Origin of the sequence: Dictyobacter vulcani, from assembly GCF_008974265.1 — a bacterium.
Taxonomy (GTDB): Bacteria; Chloroflexota; Ktedonobacteria; order Ktedonobacterales; family Ktedonobacteraceae; genus Dictyobacter; species Dictyobacter vulcani.
Map to the genome: position 1 here is coordinate 3,557,361 of NZ_BKZW01000001.1, position 19,620 is coordinate 3,576,980.

The following is a 19,620-nucleotide window of genomic DNA, read 5'->3' on the forward strand; positions in this document are numbered from 1 at the left end:
CTGCGTTTAAAAAGAGATCTATGGAGGCGCCATGGATTGGCGTGAATTTCTAGGAAGTATTATCAGTAACGCATCTGAACGCGACCGAATTGCGACCGAGATCGGGGTACATTCTGTGACCTTGAGTCGCTGGGTTAGTGGTGAGTCATCTCCACGGCCTCATAATATGCGCCAGTTACTGCGTTCTATCCCAAAACAACAACGGAACCAGCTGCAGTCCTTGCTAGAGAAATACTCATCAGATGTTTCTGATTTCGAGATCGATACATCCGAGCAAGAGATACCCTACAAATTTATCATGGAAGTTCTGGACGCCCGAGCAAGTATTCCGGATTTACTACGCTTCTGGTCTATTACTCGTCTGGTCTTACAGCAAGCATTGCGGCAATTGGATCCCGAAGGTGTGGGCCTGGCGATCACAGTGGTGCGCTGTATGCCGCCACGTGATGGCAAGATCCGTAGTTTGCGTGAAAGCGTTGGCTTAGGGACGCCCCCCTGGGGCGGAGATCTGGAAGAAAAAGCTCTTTTATTGGGCGCGGAATCGCTGGCTGGACACGTCACCGTTTCATGTCGACTGGAGCATATTGGAGATCTACGCGCGAACAAGACATTTTTACCTGCCTATCAGGTTGAGCACGAAGTTAGTGCTGTGGCCTGTCCGATTATGCACGCCTGTCGTGTAGCTGGCTGCCTCTTGCTTTCAAGCACCCAGATCGATTATTTTGCTCCAGAAGCGCGTCTCTCGCTGGTACGAGGCTACACCAACCTTGTCGCGCTCGCCTTTAATCCTGACGAATTTTATGATCCAGAAAAGATCGCTTTACACATTATGCCGCCACAAAAGCGTCAGCAAACCTTCTTTGACGGCTTTCGTCAACGCGTCCTTAAACTGATGCAAGATTCATCCAGATCTGAGAAGCGCCTGGCGAGTCCTGAAGCTGAGCAGCTTGAATGGCAACAAATAGAATCATCTTTATTAGATTTTCCGCCTGAAAACAGAACCGGTTAAATGTGTAACTACCTGTAATTGAAAAGCCATCGTGAACGTGGCTAGTTATGCTTAAACGATTTTAGCTGTAGCGTTTCTCTCAACCTCTCGCTTGGATGCTTTTTCCGGGATGATGATGTGGTATCATAGCTGAAGCGAGAGGATATTTTTTGCTATGACATTGTTTCTTGTTGATCGATTTAATCCGCAGCGGCGCAATGAACAACAGGCTCTGATCAACGCAGGCCAACTGCACAAAAAAGAAGAGCTGGCCTTATTGGAAGAACAACAGCTTCGTCCACTGGCACTCCTCAGTTTCAAAATGCTGCTGGGCGGAGGCCTTTTTTTTCTGGCGTTGGACCTGCTCTCCTATTACTGGCACTATCAGCGCTGGTGGTCCGAGCCTTCGGTGGGTGGGAGTATTCGTTGGATCATTCTGAACATTGTTGGCTATGTGCTGATCTTATGCGTGCATGAAGCTATTCACGGCGCCTTCTTTGCTTTGTGGGGTGGAACCCCGCACTTTGGTGCTAAATTGCCTCTGGCACTGTATTGTGGTGCCCGTCAACAACTTTTCCGACGCAATCACTATCTGGTGGTTGGTCTGGCTCCCCTGCTTATTCTTACCATATCTGGTATCATTGTGACCCTGCTGTTTCCAGGTCCTGCTTCCTATCTGTTGTTTGCATTAACCGGCAACTTTTCAGGCGCCGCTGGAGACGTACTGGTTGCACAGCGCATTGCGCGTCAGCCCGCCTCAGTTCTGATCGAAGACACAGAGGTTGGCTACACTGCCTGGCAACTTGACGGAAGCGCGGATTGAAAACTACACTAAGTACAATAAAGTGACAATGCCACGAAGGATTACGATCTGTAGCAACCCGATCAGATTTTTATGAAGATGGAAACGGAAAATTATGCCAGAGTTACCAGAGGTTGAGTATACCGCACGGCAATTGCGTGCATCAGTGGTAGGGGCGACGATACGCGAGGCGCACATCTTCTGGGAGCGCACCATCAGTCATCCTGCTGCTCCCGATTTTCTTGCTGAAGTGGCCGGTCGACGTATCGAGGCGGTGCGGCGGCGAGGAAAGTTTTTGTTATTAGATCTGAGTGGTGGACTATTCCTCAGTATCCATCGGCGCATGACCGGTAACTTCTTATTGTTGTCTCCCGGTTGGAGGCTGGATACCAGTCTACGGGAACAAGATCCTGCTACCTGGAATACGAAGGGACCCACCTTTTATGTCGAGGCTGAGGATGGTGCTGCTACCTATAGTTCCGAGCTTAAGTATTGTCGTGTCTGTTTTGTCTTTGAAGATGGACGATGCCTGCTCTTTACTGATCCGCGCAAATTTGGCAAGGTTGGATTATGGCCGCAGGAGCAGGAGCAGGAGGCTCTGAAAGGATTAGGTCCTGAGCCGCTGGAGGAGGATTTCTCGCTGGAACGCTTTAGCCGGTCACTGGCAGGGCGGAGGACCGTGATCAAGCAGGTGTTATTGGATCAGACGGTTGTGGCCGGTGTGGGCAACATTTATGCGGATGAAGCATTGTTTTACGCATATATTCATCCATTACGGCGTGCTGAGAGTTTGATGCCGAATGAAATTCAGCTCCTGCATGAAGGCATCATCACCGTGCTGAGGCGTGGTATTGAGCATGGTGGTACCTCCTTTAACGATTATCGGGATCTCTGGGGTGAAGCCGGGGATAATTATAACCATGTACAGGTCTATCATCAGGAGGGCAAGCCATGTAGGCGGTGTGGAACGCTGATTGAGCGCATGGTCATTGCCCAGCGTAGCGCCCACCTATGTCCTACCTGTCAGCCTGCTCCAGTTCAGACCGGGGATGTGGTTATCGCTGTCCCATAAAGCAGAGTGTCTGCTTCCTTCTGGTATGTTATGAAGAAGGAGGCAGGCACTCTGCTTTATGGTTTGTTCTGAAATGTTTATTGTGGAGTAAAGAAGGCGGGACTACAACGGATCGTCTTGCCATTGACATTAAATGACACATCTACCGTGGCAGCCGAGAGGCGGGGTTGTTGTCCTTGCAGTGGCAAGTAAAAGATTACATAGCCACCGCTATCGCTAACCGGAGCTTGATCCAGATTGACATCCCCATACTTAAAGTGGGCGGTCGCCTGGGCTGACATGCCGACGACTGGTTTTACATTCTGAGTCAATCGAGCGTAAATACTGATCACACTATATGCGCCAGGATTATTCGCCGATGACCAGGCACCACACAGATACGATGGAAGTTTGGGGACCCCGGTCACCCCTTGCTGGAAAGACTTCTTTATCGTCACGGTTGGCTGTGGCTTGGGCTTATTCACCTCAATCGAGGGGCCACAAGCAGAGACAGAGAGCAGTATTGTCAGGAGCAGTGTGCTCATTAAACATAAATACGTTTTTTTCATAACACTCAAAAATGAATTTCTACGGTGTCCCCGAAACATTACAATACATTGTCAGGAGTATGCTATGCATACTTTGCGCATAGTTATAGATATGGTGGCTCCCCCAGGGAATCACCTATAGTATATCATAGCTGTGATAGCATACCAGGACGTATGGCCTGGTAACATTTTTTTATACGGTGCCTGCTTTCATCTAAATACCCTTAATGTAGTAAAGACAGGTATAGCTATTTATATGTAGTGGGCTTGCTGAAAAAGTTGGACTTTGGTATTATGAAGCGAGAAATCCTCGTCAATGCACGCACGGGGATGAAGCGTCATTGCTTTTTGATTGACGTTTCCCCTCCCATAATGTTACAATACATGCGAAGTAAGTAGAAGATGGCAAGACAAGACCAAACAGATAGTGCGTACCTTCTCAGTAGAATTATTGAGACACGTATGTATCTATACTTCACGGTTTGATTGTTATTCACCGAGGTCTTCCTTGTCGTTGCTCTTGCGTACTGTCGGACAGGCAGGCACAAACATGCCTCCGGGTATGTCTGACGCTTCTGGACATTTGACCTGCGCTCATTGTTAGCGGTCGCTACGAGCGCGTTGAATGGATGAAAGAAGAATTTTCTGTTTCATATATACCGGAGGAGTGGCAATTGATGATGGGGGGAGGATCGAGAAGAATAGTCATGCGTGCAAAGATAAATATGAGGTGGTATTTTTGTGAATCACGAAATTGATAGACAATTCGAACTTTTTGATCAATTGCTCGGTAAGGAACCATTCGGGCACAGTACATCACAAACAGGACAAGCTGAGCAAGGATTGAAATCGGCCGGTTCTATTGATACTACGGAGGCACAGCAAACGGCACCACCGAATGCACAGATTGGACAATCTTCTGTCATCCATACCCGTCCTGATCCTGGGCGTGAGCAATGGAAAGGAGCTCCTGAGGTCATTCTGGGGGCTACCAAAGAAACGGCGCAAATCATTTCAATGGCGCATGGACTTTTAGAGGGGACCGGGCGTGCCATCATTAGTCGCTTGCGTCCAGAGTCCATCCTTCCTCTCCAGACAGAGTTTCAAGCATACACGGTTCGTACGCTTGCGGCTGCTCGTGCCATGGTTATCTATCGTCCTGACTATATACGGAAGCAGACCGGTGGTCATATTGGTGTGATTAGTGCCGGTACTTCGGATATTCCAGTAGCGGAAGAAGCGGCCCTCATCGCGGAAGAGATGGGATGCCGGATCACAACTATCTACGATGTCGGGGTTGCAGGCTTGCATCGCCTGTTTGGACCATTGCGTGAACTGCTCGCGCAAGAGGTAGATGTGATTATCGTCGCTGCAGGTATGGATGGAGCTTTACCTTCAGTTGTTACAGGACTGGTGCCAGTTCCAGTGATCGGGTTACCAACCTCGATTGGTTATGGTCTGGGCGGTAACGGGGTTGCCGCATTGCTTACGATGTTGCAAACGTGTGCGCCAGGACTTTCAGTCGTCAACATCGACAACGGTGTTGGCGCGGGTATCACGGCGGCGCTGATTGCCAATCGTGTGGCGCAGGCGCGTGAACATCAGTCGCAGTAGGGAAGCAGCGAGATGTTCTGAATGTAGAATGTCTCACCGCTAAATGTTGGGTAAATGTGGGTACGAAGTTTAAGAGAGGCGGGACTTTCTATGGCAAATAATAAACGTGGGCCTGAACCGGGATCACAAAAAGCCAAGCATGGTGGCCAGGCTGTACGCGAAAAATATGGTCCAGAATTCTACTCCAAAATTGGCAAGAAGGGTGGCGAGACCGTGAAAGAGAAACGCGGGCCAAAATTCTATGCTGAGATTGGCAAGAAGGGTGGCGAGTCGACCAAGCGTCAGCAAGGTTCCGAGTTCTACTCACGGATTGGAAAGAAGGGCGGCGAGCGTGGCCGCACTCCTGCAGAAAATCAGGAGGAGTAATTTGCCGGGACCTATCCCCTCTCTGCGGTCCCTTTCCTCCTGGTTCCTGAAAGGTTCTGTTGAGTCGGGAGTACTGTCCTGACGACAAAGTTGCTTTCCAATTAAGAAGAGACCGCATCCCGCCGCTGTTGGACCTTACATATGAGAAGGAAGGAACGGGTGGATTGCGGTCTTTATCTTTATACATACCGGTTATCGAATATGCTACTTATTACCCCTTGTAATCGCTAACGGCCAGTCCTAATCCTCATAATATGTCATAAATGGTTGTTGGACAGGCTTATTGGCACCATCTGTTATCTGATTGTAGGCTGGCATCTGCCGTTGACCCATGCCGCGAATACCACGTAGATCATCCAGGCTGCGTTGCGGTCGCCCAGATTGTCCTGGAGGTAGTGCAACTGCTGAGTGTAATGGTGGAGGCATGCGTGTGAGTGGAGGGGACGCTGGTTGTGCCTGCGGGGCAGTACGTGGCAGAAATGGCTGCTGTGGAGCATGTCCGCTATTCTCCATACCACTGGTTGAAGTAGCAGGTCGACTTGTTGGAGACATGCCAGAAGGAGAAACCCGTCCTGGTTGCGCCTGGGATGTGTAGTGTCGATCCTGGCGTGAGTTATGCAAATCTTCCATTCCTGCCGCGATCAGTGTCACGCGAATGGTATCGTTGAGCGCGGGATCAATGACTGCACCAAAAATAATATCCGCGGCATCATCAATGGCCGCTCCAATCCGTTCAGCGACTTCATTCACTTCAAATAACGTCATATCCTCGCCGCCACTGATATTGAATAAGACGCGTTTAGCACCACGAATAGTGACATTCAGGAAGCCACCAGCAATAGCTTCATCTGCAGCGCGTTCCGCACGATCGTGTCCCGACCCCTGTCCAATACTCATTAAGGCCGTGCCGGCTTCTAATAATACGCTGCGTACATCGGCAAAATCCACATTAATCATACCGGGTACATTGATGACTTCAGCGATACCCTGGACGCCCTGGCGCAGCACATCATCCGCCACTTTAAACGCATCGGCCAGGTTGCGATCACGGGCCACGGTATTCAGCAGGCGATCATTAGGAACCGTAATGAGGGCATCGATCTCGGCACTTAACTCTGCCAGACCCTGTTCAGCAATTCGGCGTCGGCGTGAACCTTCAAAGGTAAAAGGCAAGGTGACAATACCAACTGTCAGTGCACCTAACTTTTTGGCGATTGAAGCAACAACCGGAGCCGCTCCCGTCCCGGTACCACCACCCATACCTGCCGCAATAAAAACCAGATCGGCCTTGCCCAGTGCGGCCTCAATCTCAGTGGCACTCTCAGTAGCAGCACGCATCCCTACAGTTGCATTGCCGCCCGCACCCAGTCCCTTGGTCTGATGCTGGCCGAGACAGATACGATTGGGGGCCTGCGACAATGCCAGTACCTGAGCGTCAGTATTCAAGGCGACGAAGCGCACGCCACGGACATGAGTATGAATCATTCGATTAATGGCATTCATGCCACCGCCACCAACGCCGACTACCACAATATCCACATGGTGTGGAGCATCCTCTGCGGTGCTGAAATCAAAAGCGGACCCGGGTGCAAGGGTATCGCTATCAGTAGAGCGTTGATTCCATTGTGACTGTGAGGGCTGATCCTCTCCTTTATACACGTCCGGTTCATTTCTGGCCTGCTTCATTGCCTTTTCCGAGGCCTTAGTGCGTTTGTATGCATTATTTGATTTTGGTTGCATGCACACCCCCATTTCCTCTCATAGAAACAGACGGCACGTTGCTTATCGCCGCGTACCATCCTGTTTGCTGGTATATTTTCTTTGAGGCTGGTCAGGTTCCAGAAGACGTTTCTATCCTACAACAATAAAAAATATACATATATTGGATATCTGTGTAAGGATATAATACAGGCTTCGCCTTTTATCGAGGGTACCTGACGCAATAAAAGCATTCCATCCGCATTGTAACAAGAGTGTCAAGTCATATAATGTGTCTGGGAGTATTCTCATGCCACCGTGGTCGCTTGCCTCTTATATAGAATAACGAATCAAACAGGAAAAAGTGATATCTTTTTTCTGTTCTGGACGGGATAATGTTTCATCTGGAACAGAAAAAAATTGATAGATAGATGTTATAGATCCTGTTTTTATCTGCATAACATCTATCTATCAGGTAACAGGCAAAAAAGATTTTAATCCTTTTTAAGTGAGAGAGATGGACCTGCTTTAGAAGCTTTCTTCTCACGCTGGGCTTCTTTTTTCTGCTTATTAGACTTAGGGGCTGCTTTCTGCACCTTCTTCTGTTCTTTGTTGGCCACGATACATATCCTCCTGAACTGTGGGATCTAGACCATAGACATGCCGTATGGAATATTCTTATTGTATCAAAATCTCCAGATGAGGTGTTAGCGCGGCAATCTTTAGGGATAATTGTACTGTTCTTGCAGACGTTTTTCCTCAAAAGTTGCCAGCGCGTGTGTAATCATACGAATAACACTGCCGATATCCATTGGTTTGCGGATCTGATAGATGCCGCGCTGTTCCAATTCTTTGACGGGTAACGTTGCACTCATCATGATTGCCGGGACGCCTCTGGTCTCTTCTTTACGCTGGAGCAGATCATAAAGTTCCAGACCATTTAATTTTGGTAAGCGATAATCCAGTAACATCAAACAAGGTCGGATTGTTGTTGCCTGTTCTAAGGCCGTCTGACCATTATCAATGACCGTGGTATGATAGGGCGTCTCCTCTTCAATCAATTGTTGCAGAAATTCAGCAATATCTGCATCATCTTCGACAATTAAAATTGTGGGATTCCGTGGGCCCTGAGCCGCTGGCGGAATGACCTCTCGTGGCATGATGAACTCCTTTTCCGCATGCGATAGTTAAGATGCGAATATAGTGTTATACCTTACTGTAACGGTTGTCGGGTAAAATTAGTGACGTGCGAGAGATGCAATTGTCGCGAAAACAATGGAACTCTCCTACTCACATTCTACTCTCTCCTATCTTAATTATCGCTCTGGCGGAAGCTCTGTCCATTTAGATTGCTGTGCGGGCGGTGTATACGCATGCAGGATAGCTAGTAGCGCGGCAGGCGTTGCTGCCTGAAGCAATAGCTGAGCATGAAATGGACTGATAAAACCTTCAGTAGATGCATGGGTAACTAACGAGAGTAAAGGATCAAAGAAATGAGTAACATTCAACAGACCAATTGGTTTGGTATGGATACCAATCTGAGCCCATGTCACAATCTCGAAAAGCTCATCGAAGGTCCCGAAGCCTCCGGGAAGAGCGATAAAAGCATCGGCCAGATCCGCCATCAATGCTTTACGCTCATGCATGCTCTTGACGGTATATAATTTCGTTAAATGTTGATGGGCAACTTCACGCTGAAAAAGGCCGCCGGGGATAACCCCGATTGCCTCGCCCCCTGCTGCCAGTGTTGCATCAGCCAGTGTGCCCATTAATCCCAGGCTTCCTCCGCCATAGACCAGGCCTATGCCACGGACCGTTAACTCCTGCCCAAGATCACGTGTCGCTTGAGCAAATTCGGGCCGTACGCCAGGATTTGATCCAGCAAAGACACAAATACGCCTCATCTCAAATTCCCTTCCTCATAAATACATTACAGAATTATATGCTATACATAATAATAGAGACCACTAATCTGACAGATTGTGAATATTTTTATTGATCTGTAATTATATCCATCGGGATATCGATGCTTTATTGTACATTGTATTGACCAGATTGGAAAGTTATCTTTTCTGCTAAAACAAGGCCGTGTCTGATTTGATGATGATATTGCTCTGCTGGCCAGAGGGACAATATTCCTATCCCATATTCATCCAGATCCTTCTTCCATAAAGCATCACTCAACAAACAAAAAACAGATGGACATTTATCCCCTGTTTTTCTCTCTACCCTGTTTTGATGATAGTAATGTATATATTGACAGTGTAAAATGAAAGAAGATACAATACGTGAAATATTGTCAGATCTTTGCCCGAACAAAGCCAGGTACTTCTTATAGTTTTTATGGTGGTTGGTTGATTGTAGATTGAAGGATCACGAGAGTGTTGTTGTGGGGAGGTCACGTGGATGAAAAGAAAAAAGCCAGCGCAGGATCCTGAAGTGCAGGTGAGTCCTGCACCAACCAAAAATGATCGGCTCGCGCGGCTGAAACGAGCGGCCGCTCCTTCAGACGAGGAGTCAGAGGAGTCATTTCATCAGCGTATGGATGAACTGCTGTCCTACCTCGTCCATGAGTTAAAGACCCCCTGACCGTGATTAAAGGCAATGTCCAACTTACCGAACGCCATCTCTTGCGACATCGTCAGCAGCCCGAAGTATTACCTGATTATCTGGCTGAGGGAGCTTTACTACAGGTAATCAATCAGCAAGTGGATCGTGTGAACACGTTGCTGAGCAATCTCTTAGATGTTTCCCGCATCCAGACCGAGAAAATGGAAATATATCCCATGCCATGCGACCTCGTGCACCTGGTCAGGCAGGCCGTTTTCTCCTATTCAACCAGAGCCAATGAGCGCGAGATACGGCTTGGCCTGCCAGAATCTTTAGTTATACCTGTCAACGTTGATGCACTGAAGATTGAACAGGTAATCATCCATTATCTGACCAATGCCAGTCAATACTCCTCTGCCGATACACCTATTGATATACAGCATACCGATACCCTGGCTTACTGCTTTGTACGGGATAGCGGTGTAGGAATAGAGAGCCAGCAACTTGAGCATATCTGGGATTGTTTTTCTCGTGGAGCAGGGGCGCACAAATATGGCGGGTATGGTTCAGGCCTGGGAGTAGGTTTATATATCAGTAAGACCCTGATCGAGCAGCACCATGGCCAGGTTGGAATGCAGAGCAAGCCAGGCGAAGGCAGTACCGCCTGGTTCACCCTACCTGTTGACCAGAATTATGCCAGCACATAAGAAATTTCACCCGAAAGCGTATAGCAGATAGCCTCGCTATTAGGAAAAAAAATCTTAAAAGCATTCTCAACCACGCGCCCATATTTATCCCGGCTTGGCTCCTCATGAATATAATGGCAAAGCACCGCCTCACATCCACTCACATCACCCTCATAGCTGCGAATTAGCTGCAACGCACGTGAGGTAATTGTTGTGCAATAAAGAGTTTTCATAATTGTTGTGAACCTCGCACTACCCCGGCTCATCCGGATCATGATGACAATCATCCTTCACTGTCATTAATGACACAGAGTTTCAATAATAACGTCATAAAAAGGACCATAGAGTTCAACATTGAAGTGGGTCACAGCTAGAAAGAGGAACCTCAAATTGTTCGCACGCTCAGTAGATATTCCCATGTATAAATGTTATTACGAGTGCCGTGTGTCATAGTGTGTCAAAGCAGGAGTTTAGTACTGGTGTAAGCTCGTAATGGCCCGGTAAAGCTGAGCAAGAAGACCACGTTCAAACTATTGACAACCAGGTAGAGGTATGCTACATTAATCGTGTTGCGCCCATAGCTCAGCGGATTAGAGCATCGGTCTTCGGAACCGAGTGTCGGGAGTTCGAATCTCTCTGGGCGCGCCAGCTAGAGAATGCAAGCACTAAAGCCTCTCTACAAGCCGATTTACACCCCTAAAGCTGATAACAGAAAAGTACAGCTTTAGGGGTGTTTTTTGCCCTTTTTTGGGGTAGACCGAGTGTCGGAAACGGCATTTCTGGACATGAAAACATCCCCATTATGTCAATTAGAAGCAGGTTTGCGCCTACTTTTCTTCTTCGCCAGGAGGTCTAAATTTGACACCGGGGAGAACTTATCGTATTCTCTGCGGGCCGCTCTGATATTGAAGTTTTTCAGGTATTCCTCGGTCACTTCTACACTGCTGTGTCCCATCAGTCGAGAGAGCTTATAAATCTCGCCACCTTGCTCCAGGTACATACAGGCAAAGGTATGTCTGAAGGTGTGTGCCGATACACGGACACCAGTAATACCAACCCGCTCTTTTATATCGATCAGCAGTTGCTCCACGCCACTGGGTGTAAGATGCCGTCCATATCGGTTGATGAAAACACGTGGATCGTCGATTTTGGTTGGGGTGCGATATTGATTGATGTACTTCCACAGTTGTTTACTGACGGCTGGAGCAATTCCAACCTCTCGTTCCTTTATGCCCTTACCAACGACGCGAATATAATCATCATGGATATCTTGTATCCGCATGCCACAAAGCTCAGAGACACGAATGCCAGTTTCTAATAAGACCAACATGATGGTACGATCTCTCTGGCCTAGCTTGTTCGTGAGATCGCAGGAGTCGAGCATAAGCCTGATATGTTCATGCGTAAAAGTTGGTATCAGATAGTCAGGCACTGTAGGAAGGCTCAAACGCTTGGATGGGTTCTTCTCTATAATCTCCTCTAATTCACACCAGGTGAAGAATCCCTTAATAACCTGTACATAACCTTTAGATGTGAGAGGTGATACCTGTGTTGTATCTTCCCCTTTATTAATTGTTCTGCGACCAACTTGAATTGTTTGAAGATGCAATATAAATGCACGTAGATGGGCAATGGTGATATCGCGTATCTCCTGAATATCTTCATCCTCATCAAGCCAATGTGCAAAGAAGTGCAGTTTTTGATCATACCATTGAATCGTTTTGATACTAAGATTGCGTACTCGGCAATCAAGTAAGTACCCCTTGATGGCTTTATCCAATTTCATATAGCTTCTATCTTTCTGCTAAATGATTTTTTTTCACGTTTCTGAGAGGGTTTGAAACCTGCAAACCTGCGACCCTCTTCACAAGCCGCTTTACGTTGCAGGTTTCATTTTTGTCAAACCTGCAACAAACCTGCAAACAGCAGATTTTTCTTTATAGTTGGCTCACTAGATAGCTTCATCTTTAATTCGTTGCCATAACTCTTGGGTATCCAGGTGGTAGTAGTATTTGAGAAAATCAAAGAGTGAGCCGCCTTTTTGCCAGGTGTAGCAGTACCAGCAATAGCCACCAGGAGCACCAGGCTCATACACTTTGAATGATGCCTGGCTATCTTTGCCGCCGGTGTGGTGGTCACCAAATGGACATTGCCCGACACCGTTGGCATTCAGATCGACATAGCGGCTGATCACCTGGTAGTGATCTTGTTCTGCGTTCCACTGCCGGATCGGTGATGGTCCGTTTGTGGTGCGCTGCTGAGGATGGGAAAACGATTGGTGTGTGGTTCGTGCTGGCGTTGGTTTCGGCTGCAGCACCAGCTGGGGAACATCCATCCGCCTGATTGAAGCAAACCAGGCGATACGCTGATCATCTGTTAGCGTCAGGGTAACCAGGTCAGTACCATGACGTTCCACGAATGGGTAGCGCCGGCCACTCTTACGATGCACACCCAGAGGCAACCGGATCAAGGATCCATACCCATTCCCTTCATCTTGCTTTGGATAGAATTCCATATCTGATGGACAGTACCGCAAGAGCCAGGCGCGAACCTGTGACGCTGGAGCCGGATGCGTGAAGAAGACCCACAGGTGACCGCCACGCCTGGAGCGTTCCACGTAAGAGATAATTCCGTGTGTCGCCAGCTGCTCCTGGATCAGCCAGAGTCTGTCTAAACCATCATCAGTATCAGCGTCAATCACCGCAAAGCGACAATTGCCAGCCGCATCCATGATATAGGTCCCATAGGTTCGTGTCCCTAGGAGGTGATCGAATATTGCTACGTCGGTGAGTGGTTCTTTCGCACGTCGATACCGGCCGCTACTCAGTTGGATGGCATAGTCATCGTGACGGCCCACAAACAAGTTCTTATAGGTGGTGAGATAGGTTGTGATTGACATACGGGTCCTTTCTCGAAATCGTAACAAGAAATGATGACATTTTTGTTGACGGTAGATGCTTTGCAGGTTTGCAGGTATACAGGTATGTGTAAACCTGACCCTTGGGTGGATCACGCACATGAAATACCCTCTCAGCTTGCTTTTGAAGCGCTTGGAGAGGGTATTTACTCAGTGTTTTTTCTCGCATTGAGAGATTTGAACCAGGGAAACCTGGAAACCTGCGTTTTTCTTTCTTTTAGGGGAAGGAAAACAATGGGGGGCACACACACACAATCGTTTTCCTTTTTAAAGACCACGCGTGAGCGTGTGCCTTATTCGTACCAGTTCGCTCACGTAGCACCCCCTAACTCACCGCTTCAATCGTTTCAGGAAACGCAACTGACCAGTAGACCGCACCGCTTCGTTTGTCTGGATCACCTTTGACCAGGTGTAGCCCACTCTCATCAAATTGTGTGCCAACACGATAGGAGAGGGCTTTGCCCAAGCGCCGCTTAAAGTCACCTTTCTTGATATCGGTGAGGTCATCAGGCAACGCGTTGTAGAGTGCGGCCAGCGTCTCTTTCTTGTCATCATCACTATCACAGATCGATCCTGTGATGATATCCCTGGCTAAGATTGCTGACAGGATCTGATCCTGTTTGTAGTGTGCCTGCCAGGCATGCAAAAATGCCGACCATTGCAAGGCGTCATCATCTTGCTGCAGGGCCTGGGTATTCTCAAGGAACCCTTCAACAAAACATCGCTCTAAGATCCCTCCAACGGTCTTCACCCATGACTCAAAACTCCCCATGGTCTTTGGGACCTGTGCTGGTGGTTGTCCCGCATCATACCAGGCACGAATTAACGTGAGCAATGCCGCAATGAGTTCACCTCGATGAGCAGGAACCCAGGTTTCAAGATCATGTTTGAAACCACCACGCGTCCAAGGTTTGGCTGTTCGTGCATCCATCCGTATCCAGTAACATCGACGGGGAAGATCCCCGCCGATCTGCATGTTATTGCCTGTCGCCATCCAGGTAGCTCGTTGTGGATACGCAGCGTTGCGACTTTCTCCTAAGATACGGCCACCATAGGTAAACGAGGTAAGCGCTGCGTCTAAGCTCGCTGATTGGAGTCGGCCTTTGATATTATCGATGGTGATAATGGTCGCACCTTCTCCCAGCGTGGAAAGAATCAATTTGCGCCATTCATCATCACCATAGGGAGCGGTCATCATGGTGGCTTTGCGGCCGGTGGCGATCATGGCGACGGTTTCCGCTAAGAGACTTTTACCGGTGCCTGGTCGCGTCGCATCGATCAGCGCAAGTGGAACATGTCCACCAATGGCCTGGCGGATAAGTGGTGTCAGGAGCAGCGCAATCGTATTGGCTTGACTGGCCTGGTTCTCATAGGGAAACTGTCCGATGGCTTCATCGATGAGCGTAAGGGCATTCACCACATCTTCATCCGTTGGATGTTCTGCAATGGATGGAACATAGAGTGAGGGTACCGGTGAGTAGTAGAGTTGTGTCATCTCATCATAACCTGGTGTCGTGAGGAGGGTTCCATCTGGACGCAACACTGGAAACTCGACGATGCCATCAAGGGCGGGAAACGGCCAATCCCCCAGTGAGAGAATATCTTTGACCATCCCATCTGGTGGAGAACAATGAACCGCTCCCTTTACGTTTATCTTCACAAAATTCATAGAACGTGCGAGGATACCTTTTAAAGTCGTTTCAGTCAGCGTATCAATAAAAGGAGTACCATCCTTTTTGCGTTGAATGCGGGCCAGTTGACCATCTCGCACATAGATAGCGGTGTGCGTGTTGACAAGGTGTGTGATGGCCGCCTCTGAAAGTTCGCGCCAGGGGCGGTTGGCAACTAACACCCTGGTAGCCCATCAGTTTGTAACATGTTTGCTAACGTTGCAGCATCTGCTGTATTCATTGGCACAACCTCCTAAAACACCATACGAGAACGCAAGAGAGTGTAAGCATCAAGCGCTGGCTCCTTCCCAAAGTAAACTTTGCAATTCCAGATCCTGGCGCAATATTTTGTAGGCATGTTTGCGGCGGGTCATCAAGACGGTTGAGGGAGATGAACGAGCCAGGCGTTGTCGATCTTTCTTGTGTGGATTGGGTCGGGGTACAAAACCAGGAATGTCAAAGTAGAGTGCAATGGCTTCTTGCTGGTGGTGTGTCAGATCGCGATAGATGGCCTCCTGTAGGACAGCGGATCGATGGTCTAAGCGATCATGGCGTGCTTCGGTATTCTCCTGTGTATCTATGAGCAAATCTCCGAAGGTCAACCCTTCATGTCCATCCTGTGATGGCACCAGACGATCGAGGCTCACGGTTTGATAGTCCCGTTCATCCTCATAGAGGAGATCAATGAACTTGCCTTGTACACATCGGTAAAGCCACTTGCTAGGTGCTGGGTGATCAACAGGCACATGCTCCAGACGTTCGAGAAGAATGCGACACCCATATTGAAAGAGATCGTCATAGTCCATCCTATAGGCGACGGCAAAGCGCCGTGCCAGCAGGCTTACAAAGGACACTTGCGCTAATACCAACTGCTCTTTGGCTTGTGCTTTGTTGCCAGGAACCAGGTTCCAGACCACCGCAAAATGGGCTCGTTCTTCCTGAACTGAAATGCGAGGACAGGACTGTGAGATATTCGCAGTGGTACAATTGATGGCAGGCGCTTGTGTGGTGTTCATGCGGTAGCCTCCTCTCGCCGATAGGTGAGGACATCTTGTTGCACGTTGGTGATGTATGCGCGCACGTCGTTGTTATCTTCGCTGGGTGCGTATACCGGCACAATCGTGGAGAGGGTCGAGAGCCCACGGCGATCGATGTATTCTTTTTTGATCAGGTCGTACCAATCTTCAGCGCCTAGTATCCATGTGGCATATTTGCGATAGCCACCAGTATGATCACAGTCATAGCCGTCGGTGCAGCGAATATTGCCTAAACTGTGGGTTTCCCTGGCGACTCCATTTTTGCCATAATCACTCTCGTGATGAAAGAAAGCCAGGGCAAAGGCATCATCAATCTGGTACTCTGCACTCAACTGGTACAGGGTTTCACCGAGCCCCCTGGCTGGTGAGTGTGCCTGTTCAAGCACCGTATTAATGTAGGCTGCTGAGAGCGTTGGGCGTCTCAGCATATGTTCAGCATCCGCAAGGGTTGAGGCCTGAGTGAGAGCGGTGGTAGATTTGGTTGCACCAGCTGGTGGCGGTTGTGGCGTAGCGAGCATGCAATAGCCAACATAGGCGACCACCAAAACCAGGAGAATGAGGCCGATTTTCTGTAGGCTCATGCTTGCACCTCCTGGCTGGAGATAAGCCCAAGTTTGTCTGCCGTGACTCCATAGAGGTAGCAAAGATGTTTGCGATACATGGGGCTCGGCTTACAATGTCCATTTTCCCAGCGGCTGACCTGGTCAACATTGATACCGACGGACGCTTTTCCCTCTTCAACACAGCATTGATAGAGAGCATCGACGACATCTTGTTGCGACCACCCACGTAAGAGCCGTTGATACTTGAGGGGTGATTGGAGAGGGATTGATGGGATAACGGCATGCTTATCATGTTGTGTCTGTGTTATCATAGAAAGGTAACTCCTAGACAGTGAGCCCCTCGTTTGGCGACGAGAGGCATGAAAACAAATTGAATAGCAAGGATCTGCAAGGGGTATAGAACTGGCCTCGGTGGTGAGACACCGGGGCCGTTTTTTTGTGCTGAGGGATATCTGCATGGGTGTCTTTTCGTTGGCGCAAAGAGACACCGGGGCCGATTGAGTAGCAAGGATCTACAAGGGATACCCTCAATCCTGAGAACAAGAGGCACAGGATGAACAGCGCGGATTGTGGCAGTTTCCGCAGTAGCTGCAGGTGTAGTACCCACAACTGCACAGCGTTGATGGCACGAGCGCAGCTAGTACCCGGCGGATCATGAATTGAATGGTCATGTGATCACTCCTTTGCTCTGTGTTACTTGCCTGGCGTGGCATGGAAGAACGCTTGAAAGAGGTGGGCCGCAACAGTCAGATGGTTTAAGGCATCCCAGTTGTAGACCACCAGGCTCACCAGGACAATGCCAACGACCACAGTCACAATACTACGAGTGTCAGTTCGTCGGTAGACAACCAGTGCCATGAGCATGCATGCAATGGCGAAGACGCCAAACCACATTGGATATGTCATGAGAAATGCTCCTTTTATTTCTGAAGGCGTTACGCGAGACTAAGTTTTGTCCCACGTTTCAAATTGGCATAATAGCGAACTTTCGCTTCATAGCGGTAGCGCGTTGAGATTGGGAAGCTGTCATCATTGAGGATATCGAGCGCTTCCTGTTTACTACATAAGAGCGCCGCGGTGAATAATAAGCTGCCATACTTCGTTCCTCGTACCTTAGGATCACGAAGAGAGGTGAGAGGTATAACCGTCTCTCCTGGCTCATAGGCTTTTGCGTCTTCAACACACCAGACTTGAATATCGACACATGAGTCATGTATTGCGCACACAATAGATTCGATCCCGGCCAGCTTGCCAAAGACATTGAGCCGGTATCGATACCAGTCAGAGCTTCTAATAAGTAAAGCTGCCTTGAGGGTGACCGGCTCATCATCTTTTTGTCTGGTTGACTCAATCGTGATGCGGCTGCTATGCTGGGGTCCAGTAGCGAGGAGCTTAATCTTTGTCTCTTCCTGGCTGGTACGTAAGACAGAAAGAATTTCTCGACGTGTACGCAACATAGGCGCTTCCTCCTACACTTACAATTTTCGCTTGGGTTCATCGGCATTGACTGTCTTCTTCCGCAGCTCCTCCCGTGCGCGCCTGGCATCTTCACGGGCATTCTCGCGAGCGTCTGCATACATCTCCTTCATGTAGCGTTCATTCTCACGACGGAAGTCTTGATCAGCGATCATATTCTCAAGCTCAATCTTGGCCTTCTGCTCCTTCTGCCGAGCTGTTCCCAATGCTGAAAGCACGCGAGAGACTTTCTCGGCCCGTTCAATCTGTTCATTGGCCACGACATCCACATCAGTCATCAGTTCTGTTCCGGCAAAGGACACCACGAACATGGTTAAGAAGAGAGAGAACACACGCACACCAGCCAGAGCCGTGACCAGGGTGGCACTAAAGAACGTAGAGTTATGGGTGGCGCTGTAGAGGAATACAAACTGTGCTAAGACATCCATTCCAGCCACGAGCCACCAGAGCGCCGATTGAACGTGGACCGCATGTTTCTCGTGGCCCTCGACTTCCAGACCAGCGCGCCGCCGCTTAAACATGGCCTCCTTATTCATTTCAAGCAGCACAGTCAGATAGAGATAGCCAAAGTCCACCAGGACGGCAAACACGCCCGTCAAGATCGGGAGTACTTTATCTTGTGCGAACTCACCAGCATACAGGTGCGTGAACACCCAGTAGCTTTCTGGTATGGTGAGAAAGAGCACCGCCAGGGGGGCGAATGTCTTAAAGAGAAAAATGACCTTTGTCTTGATCTTGGCATTGATGGTCACCCCGCTATGAGCGCTCATCACGATCCCGACGGCCTGTGCTTGTAAACTGTCAATACTGGTTTCAGCTAAGACGGTCGTGTTCCCTGGTGCTTCTGGTGTGACCTCTGTGACGACGGTTGGAGCTGGTGTAAGCGCGACATTGTTCTTTGCGCGTTCCTGCTCAATGAGTTGTTTGGCCTGGGGGCGTAACTGCAACCTGACGGCTGTTGGATCAATGACCGTGGTGCCGTCGGAGAGCACCTGGGCAATGTCTTCATCCGTCGCGTACGGTTCAAAGTACAGGATCTCAATCGTACGCTGAAGCGCCGGATTTTTCGCTTGTTTTTGCGCACGCTTGAGCACTGTCTCTTCCCCAAATTTCTTGGTGAAAAAGTCTAATTTTGGCATCCGTGACCTTTCTCGTTTCTGTAAAATGTGGTGAGACAAAAATCATAGGAACCTCATTAAAAAATGTAGCAAGATCAGCAGCACCTCAACAGCACCTCTAAACCGTGCGCTATTCTCATGAATGAGGCAAGACGCTCCCGATTGATTGCTACGTCTTCTCACGTCATTCTCATGAAATTTTGCTCAAAAAAGAAGCGCGCAAACAGAAATTTACGCGCTTATCTTTTTTGCGATCATCAAAAAGGGCTACTCATCATCGCGATTTTTAGCGGAAGATAAGGCCTCTTTCTTCCCTTTTTTGATAGCGGCGATGTTGCGATTTTCCAACTTAATGTTCAGGGCATTGGCTGCATTTTGGCGTTTGTTGAGAGCAGCGAGAAGGCGGGTATAGGTGACGAGCATGAACTCACTATCAGCCTCTTCAATACCTTTCTTCATCTGCTCACGCAGCGCCATAAAATCGGTGTACTCTTTTGCGGTGACGGTCTCTGGCATAGCGGTTTCTCCTTGAATAA

At 48.8% G+C, this 19,620-nt stretch carries 23 protein-coding genes and 1 tRNA gene; 8 read left to right on the forward strand and 16 right to left on the reverse strand.

Features of this window, described 5'->3' with window-relative positions; translation table 11 throughout:
* The first annotated feature begins 31 nt into the window (after nt 1-31).
* The 3 genes from KDW_RS15060 to mutM all read left to right on the forward strand — a co-directional run bounded on the left by KDW_RS15060 (nt 32) and on the right by mutM (nt 2,862).
* Complete coding sequence (locus KDW_RS15060) at nt 32-1,009, forward strand: hypothetical protein (RefSeq protein WP_151756714.1); 978 nt, start codon at nt 32-34, stop codon at nt 1,007-1,009.
* A gap of 154 nt (nt 1,010-1,163) precedes the next feature.
* Nucleotides 1,164-1,811 (forward strand): DUF3267 domain-containing protein, encoded by a 648-nt coding sequence (locus tag KDW_RS15065; protein WP_151756715.1) that lies wholly within the window; start codon nt 1,164-1,166, stop codon nt 1,809-1,811.
* Nucleotides 1,812-1,905: 94 nt separating this feature from the next.
* Nucleotides 1,906-2,862 carry a DNA-formamidopyrimidine glycosylase gene (gene mutM, locus KDW_RS15070; RefSeq protein ID WP_151756716.1) on the forward strand — a complete coding sequence of 319 codons (957 nt, stop codon included), beginning with the start codon at nt 1,906-1,908 and terminating at the stop codon, nt 2,860-2,862.
* Nucleotides 2,863-2,939: 77 nt separating this feature from the next.
* On the opposite strand, the gene KDW_RS15075 is transcribed toward mutM, so the two are convergent.
* Nucleotides 2,940-3,386 (reverse strand): hypothetical protein, encoded by a 447-nt coding sequence (locus KDW_RS15075; RefSeq protein ID WP_151756717.1) that lies wholly within the window; start codon nt 3,384-3,386, stop codon nt 2,940-2,942.
* Nucleotides 3,387-4,130: 744 nt separating this feature from the next.
* Here KDW_RS15075 and larB point away from each other — a divergent pair.
* Nucleotides 4,131-5,003 (forward strand): nickel pincer cofactor biosynthesis protein LarB, encoded by an 873-nt coding sequence (gene larB, locus KDW_RS15080; RefSeq protein ID WP_151756718.1) that lies wholly within the window; start codon nt 4,131-4,133, stop codon nt 5,001-5,003.
* Between the two features lie 90 nt (nt 5,004-5,093).
* Nucleotides 5,094-5,369 (forward strand): hypothetical protein, encoded by a 276-nt coding sequence (locus KDW_RS15085; RefSeq protein WP_162005252.1) that lies wholly within the window; start codon nt 5,094-5,096, stop codon nt 5,367-5,369.
* Between the two features lie 240 nt (nt 5,370-5,609).
* On the opposite strand, the gene ftsZ is transcribed toward KDW_RS15085, so the two are convergent.
* From ftsZ to KDW_RS15100, 4 genes are all read right to left on the reverse strand, one after another.
* Nucleotides 5,610-7,109 (reverse strand): cell division protein FtsZ, encoded by a 1,500-nt coding sequence (gene ftsZ, locus KDW_RS15090; RefSeq protein WP_198925275.1) that lies wholly within the window; start codon nt 7,107-7,109, stop codon nt 5,610-5,612.
* A gap of 452 nt (nt 7,110-7,561) precedes the next feature.
* Complete coding sequence (locus KDW_RS34940) at nt 7,562-7,687, reverse strand: hypothetical protein (protein ID WP_269822445.1); 126 nt, start codon at nt 7,685-7,687, stop codon at nt 7,562-7,564.
* A 102-nt stretch (nt 7,688-7,789) separates the two neighbouring features.
* Nucleotides 7,790-8,227, reverse strand: coding sequence for a response regulator (locus tag KDW_RS15095; protein ID WP_151756720.1), 438 nt, complete (start codon nt 8,225-8,227; stop codon nt 7,790-7,792).
* A 156-nt stretch (nt 8,228-8,383) separates the two neighbouring features.
* Nucleotides 8,384-8,971 carry an LOG family protein gene (locus tag KDW_RS15100; RefSeq protein ID WP_151756721.1) on the reverse strand — a complete coding sequence of 196 codons (588 nt, stop codon included), beginning with the start codon at nt 8,969-8,971 and terminating at the stop codon, nt 8,384-8,386.
* Between the two features lie 502 nt (nt 8,972-9,473).
* Between KDW_RS15100 and KDW_RS15105 the strand changes: the two genes are divergently transcribed.
* Together KDW_RS15105 and KDW_RS15110 are read left to right on the forward strand one after the other, a co-directional pair.
* Complete coding sequence (locus KDW_RS15105; RefSeq protein WP_151756722.1) at nt 9,474-9,656, forward strand: hypothetical protein; 183 nt, start codon at nt 9,474-9,476, stop codon at nt 9,654-9,656.
* Between the two features lie 2 nt (nt 9,657-9,658).
* Nucleotides 9,659-10,324, forward strand: a complete 666-nt coding sequence (locus KDW_RS15110) for a sensor histidine kinase (protein ID WP_151756723.1) — start codon at nt 9,659-9,661, stop codon at nt 10,322-10,324.
* Here KDW_RS15110 and KDW_RS15115 read toward each other — a convergent pair.
* A complete protein-coding gene (locus KDW_RS15115) occupies nt 10,309-10,536 on the reverse strand; it encodes a hypothetical protein (protein WP_162005253.1) in 228 nt (75 codons plus the stop codon). The genes KDW_RS15110 and KDW_RS15115 overlap by 16 nt on opposite strands.
* A gap of 338 nt (nt 10,537-10,874) precedes the next feature.
* Here KDW_RS15115 and KDW_RS15120 point away from each other — a divergent pair.
* Nucleotides 10,875-10,951, forward strand: a tRNA-Arg gene (locus KDW_RS15120).
* Between the two features lie 157 nt (nt 10,952-11,108).
* Here the strand turns inward: KDW_RS15120 and KDW_RS15125 are convergent.
* The 10 genes from KDW_RS15125 to KDW_RS15170 form a co-directional block, all read right to left on the reverse strand.
* Nucleotides 11,109-12,089, reverse strand: a complete 981-nt coding sequence (locus KDW_RS15125) for a tyrosine-type recombinase/integrase (RefSeq protein ID WP_151756725.1) — start codon at nt 12,087-12,089, stop codon at nt 11,109-11,111.
* Between the two features lie 165 nt (nt 12,090-12,254).
* Complete coding sequence (locus KDW_RS15130) at nt 12,255-13,202, reverse strand: TOTE conflict system archaeo-eukaryotic primase domain-containing protein (RefSeq protein WP_151756726.1); 948 nt, start codon at nt 13,200-13,202, stop codon at nt 12,255-12,257.
* A 343-nt stretch (nt 13,203-13,545) separates the two neighbouring features.
* Entirely contained in the window at nt 13,546-15,072 is a 1,527-nt protein-coding gene (locus tag KDW_RS15135; RefSeq protein WP_233097705.1) for a hypothetical protein, read from the reverse strand.
* A gap of 108 nt (nt 15,073-15,180) precedes the next feature.
* Nucleotides 15,181-15,906 carry a sigma factor gene (locus KDW_RS15140; RefSeq protein ID WP_151756727.1) on the reverse strand — a complete coding sequence of 242 codons (726 nt, stop codon included), beginning with the start codon at nt 15,904-15,906 and terminating at the stop codon, nt 15,181-15,183.
* Entirely contained in the window at nt 15,903-16,508 is a 606-nt protein-coding gene (locus KDW_RS15145; protein WP_151756728.1) for a glucosaminidase domain-containing protein, read from the reverse strand. Before KDW_RS15145 ends, KDW_RS15140 begins: the two co-directional genes overlap by 4 nt.
* The gene (locus KDW_RS15150; protein ID WP_151756729.1) at nt 16,505-16,801 is read right to left on the reverse strand and encodes a helix-turn-helix domain-containing protein; all 297 of its coding nucleotides are present in this window, start codon (nt 16,799-16,801) and stop codon (nt 16,505-16,507) included. The genes KDW_RS15145 and KDW_RS15150 overlap by 4 nt, the downstream gene beginning before the upstream one ends.
* A gap of 382 nt (nt 16,802-17,183) precedes the next feature.
* A complete protein-coding gene (locus KDW_RS15155; RefSeq protein WP_151756730.1) occupies nt 17,184-17,396 on the reverse strand; it encodes a hypothetical protein in 213 nt (70 codons plus the stop codon).
* Nucleotides 17,397-17,425: 29 nt separating this feature from the next.
* Nucleotides 17,426-17,947 (reverse strand): hypothetical protein, encoded by a 522-nt coding sequence (locus KDW_RS15160; protein ID WP_151756731.1) that lies wholly within the window; start codon nt 17,945-17,947, stop codon nt 17,426-17,428.
* A gap of 18 nt (nt 17,948-17,965) precedes the next feature.
* Complete coding sequence (locus KDW_RS15165) at nt 17,966-19,105, reverse strand: hypothetical protein (protein ID WP_151756732.1); 1,140 nt, start codon at nt 19,103-19,105, stop codon at nt 17,966-17,968.
* Between the two features lie 246 nt (nt 19,106-19,351).
* Entirely contained in the window at nt 19,352-19,600 is a 249-nt protein-coding gene (locus tag KDW_RS15170; RefSeq protein WP_151756733.1) for a hypothetical protein, read from the reverse strand.
* Nucleotides 19,601-19,620: the final 20 nt, after the last annotated feature.

Coding starts and splice junctions, on each gene's coding strand:
- ftsZ (WP_198925275.1), bottom strand. CDS start 7,109: ATGCAACCAAAATCAAATAATGCATACAAACGCACTAAGGCCTCGGAA.
- KDW_RS15100 (WP_151756721.1), bottom strand. CDS start 8,971: ATGAGGCGTATTTGTGTCTTTGCTGGATCAAATCCTGGCGTACGGCCC.
- KDW_RS15085 (WP_162005252.1), top strand. CDS start 5,094: ATGGCAAATAATAAACGTGGGCCTGAACCGGGATCACAAAAAGCCAAG.
- KDW_RS15155 (WP_151756730.1), bottom strand. CDS start 17,396: ATGACATATCCAATGTGGTTTGGCGTCTTCGCCATTGCATGCATGCTC.
- KDW_RS15075 (WP_151756717.1), bottom strand. CDS start 3,386: ATGAGCACACTGCTCCTGACAATACTGCTCTCTGTCTCTGCTTGTGGC.
- KDW_RS15150 (WP_151756729.1), bottom strand. CDS start 16,801: ATGATAACACAGACACAACATGATAAGCATGCCGTTATCCCATCAATC.
- KDW_RS15115 (WP_162005253.1), bottom strand. CDS start 10,536: ATGAAAACTCTTTATTGCACAACAATTACCTCACGTGCGTTGCAGCTA.
- KDW_RS15160 (WP_151756731.1), bottom strand. CDS start 17,947: ATGTTGCGTACACGTCGAGAAATTCTTTCTGTCTTACGTACCAGCCAG.
- KDW_RS15140 (WP_151756727.1), bottom strand. CDS start 15,906: ATGAACACCACACAAGCGCCTGCCATCAATTGTACCACTGCGAATATC.
- KDW_RS15165 (WP_151756732.1), bottom strand. CDS start 19,105: ATGCCAAAATTAGACTTTTTCACCAAGAAATTTGGGGAAGAGACAGTG.
- KDW_RS15105 (WP_151756722.1), top strand. CDS start 9,474: ATGAAAAGAAAAAAGCCAGCGCAGGATCCTGAAGTGCAGGTGAGTCCT.
- KDW_RS15065 (WP_151756715.1), top strand. CDS start 1,164: ATGACATTGTTTCTTGTTGATCGATTTAATCCGCAGCGGCGCAATGAA.
- KDW_RS15095 (WP_151756720.1), bottom strand. CDS start 8,227: ATGCCACGAGAGGTCATTCCGCCAGCGGCTCAGGGCCCACGGAATCCC.
- KDW_RS15145 (WP_151756728.1), bottom strand. CDS start 16,508: ATGAGCCTACAGAAAATCGGCCTCATTCTCCTGGTTTTGGTGGTCGCC.
- KDW_RS15130 (WP_151756726.1), bottom strand. CDS start 13,202: ATGTCAATCACAACCTATCTCACCACCTATAAGAACTTGTTTGTGGGC.
- mutM (WP_151756716.1), top strand. CDS start 1,906: ATGCCAGAGTTACCAGAGGTTGAGTATACCGCACGGCAATTGCGTGCA.
- KDW_RS15060 (WP_151756714.1), top strand. CDS start 32: ATGGATTGGCGTGAATTTCTAGGAAGTATTATCAGTAACGCATCTGAA.
- KDW_RS15170 (WP_151756733.1), bottom strand. CDS start 19,600: ATGCCAGAGACCGTCACCGCAAAAGAGTACACCGATTTTATGGCGCTG.
- KDW_RS15125 (WP_151756725.1), bottom strand. CDS start 12,089: ATGAAATTGGATAAAGCCATCAAGGGGTACTTACTTGATTGCCGAGTA.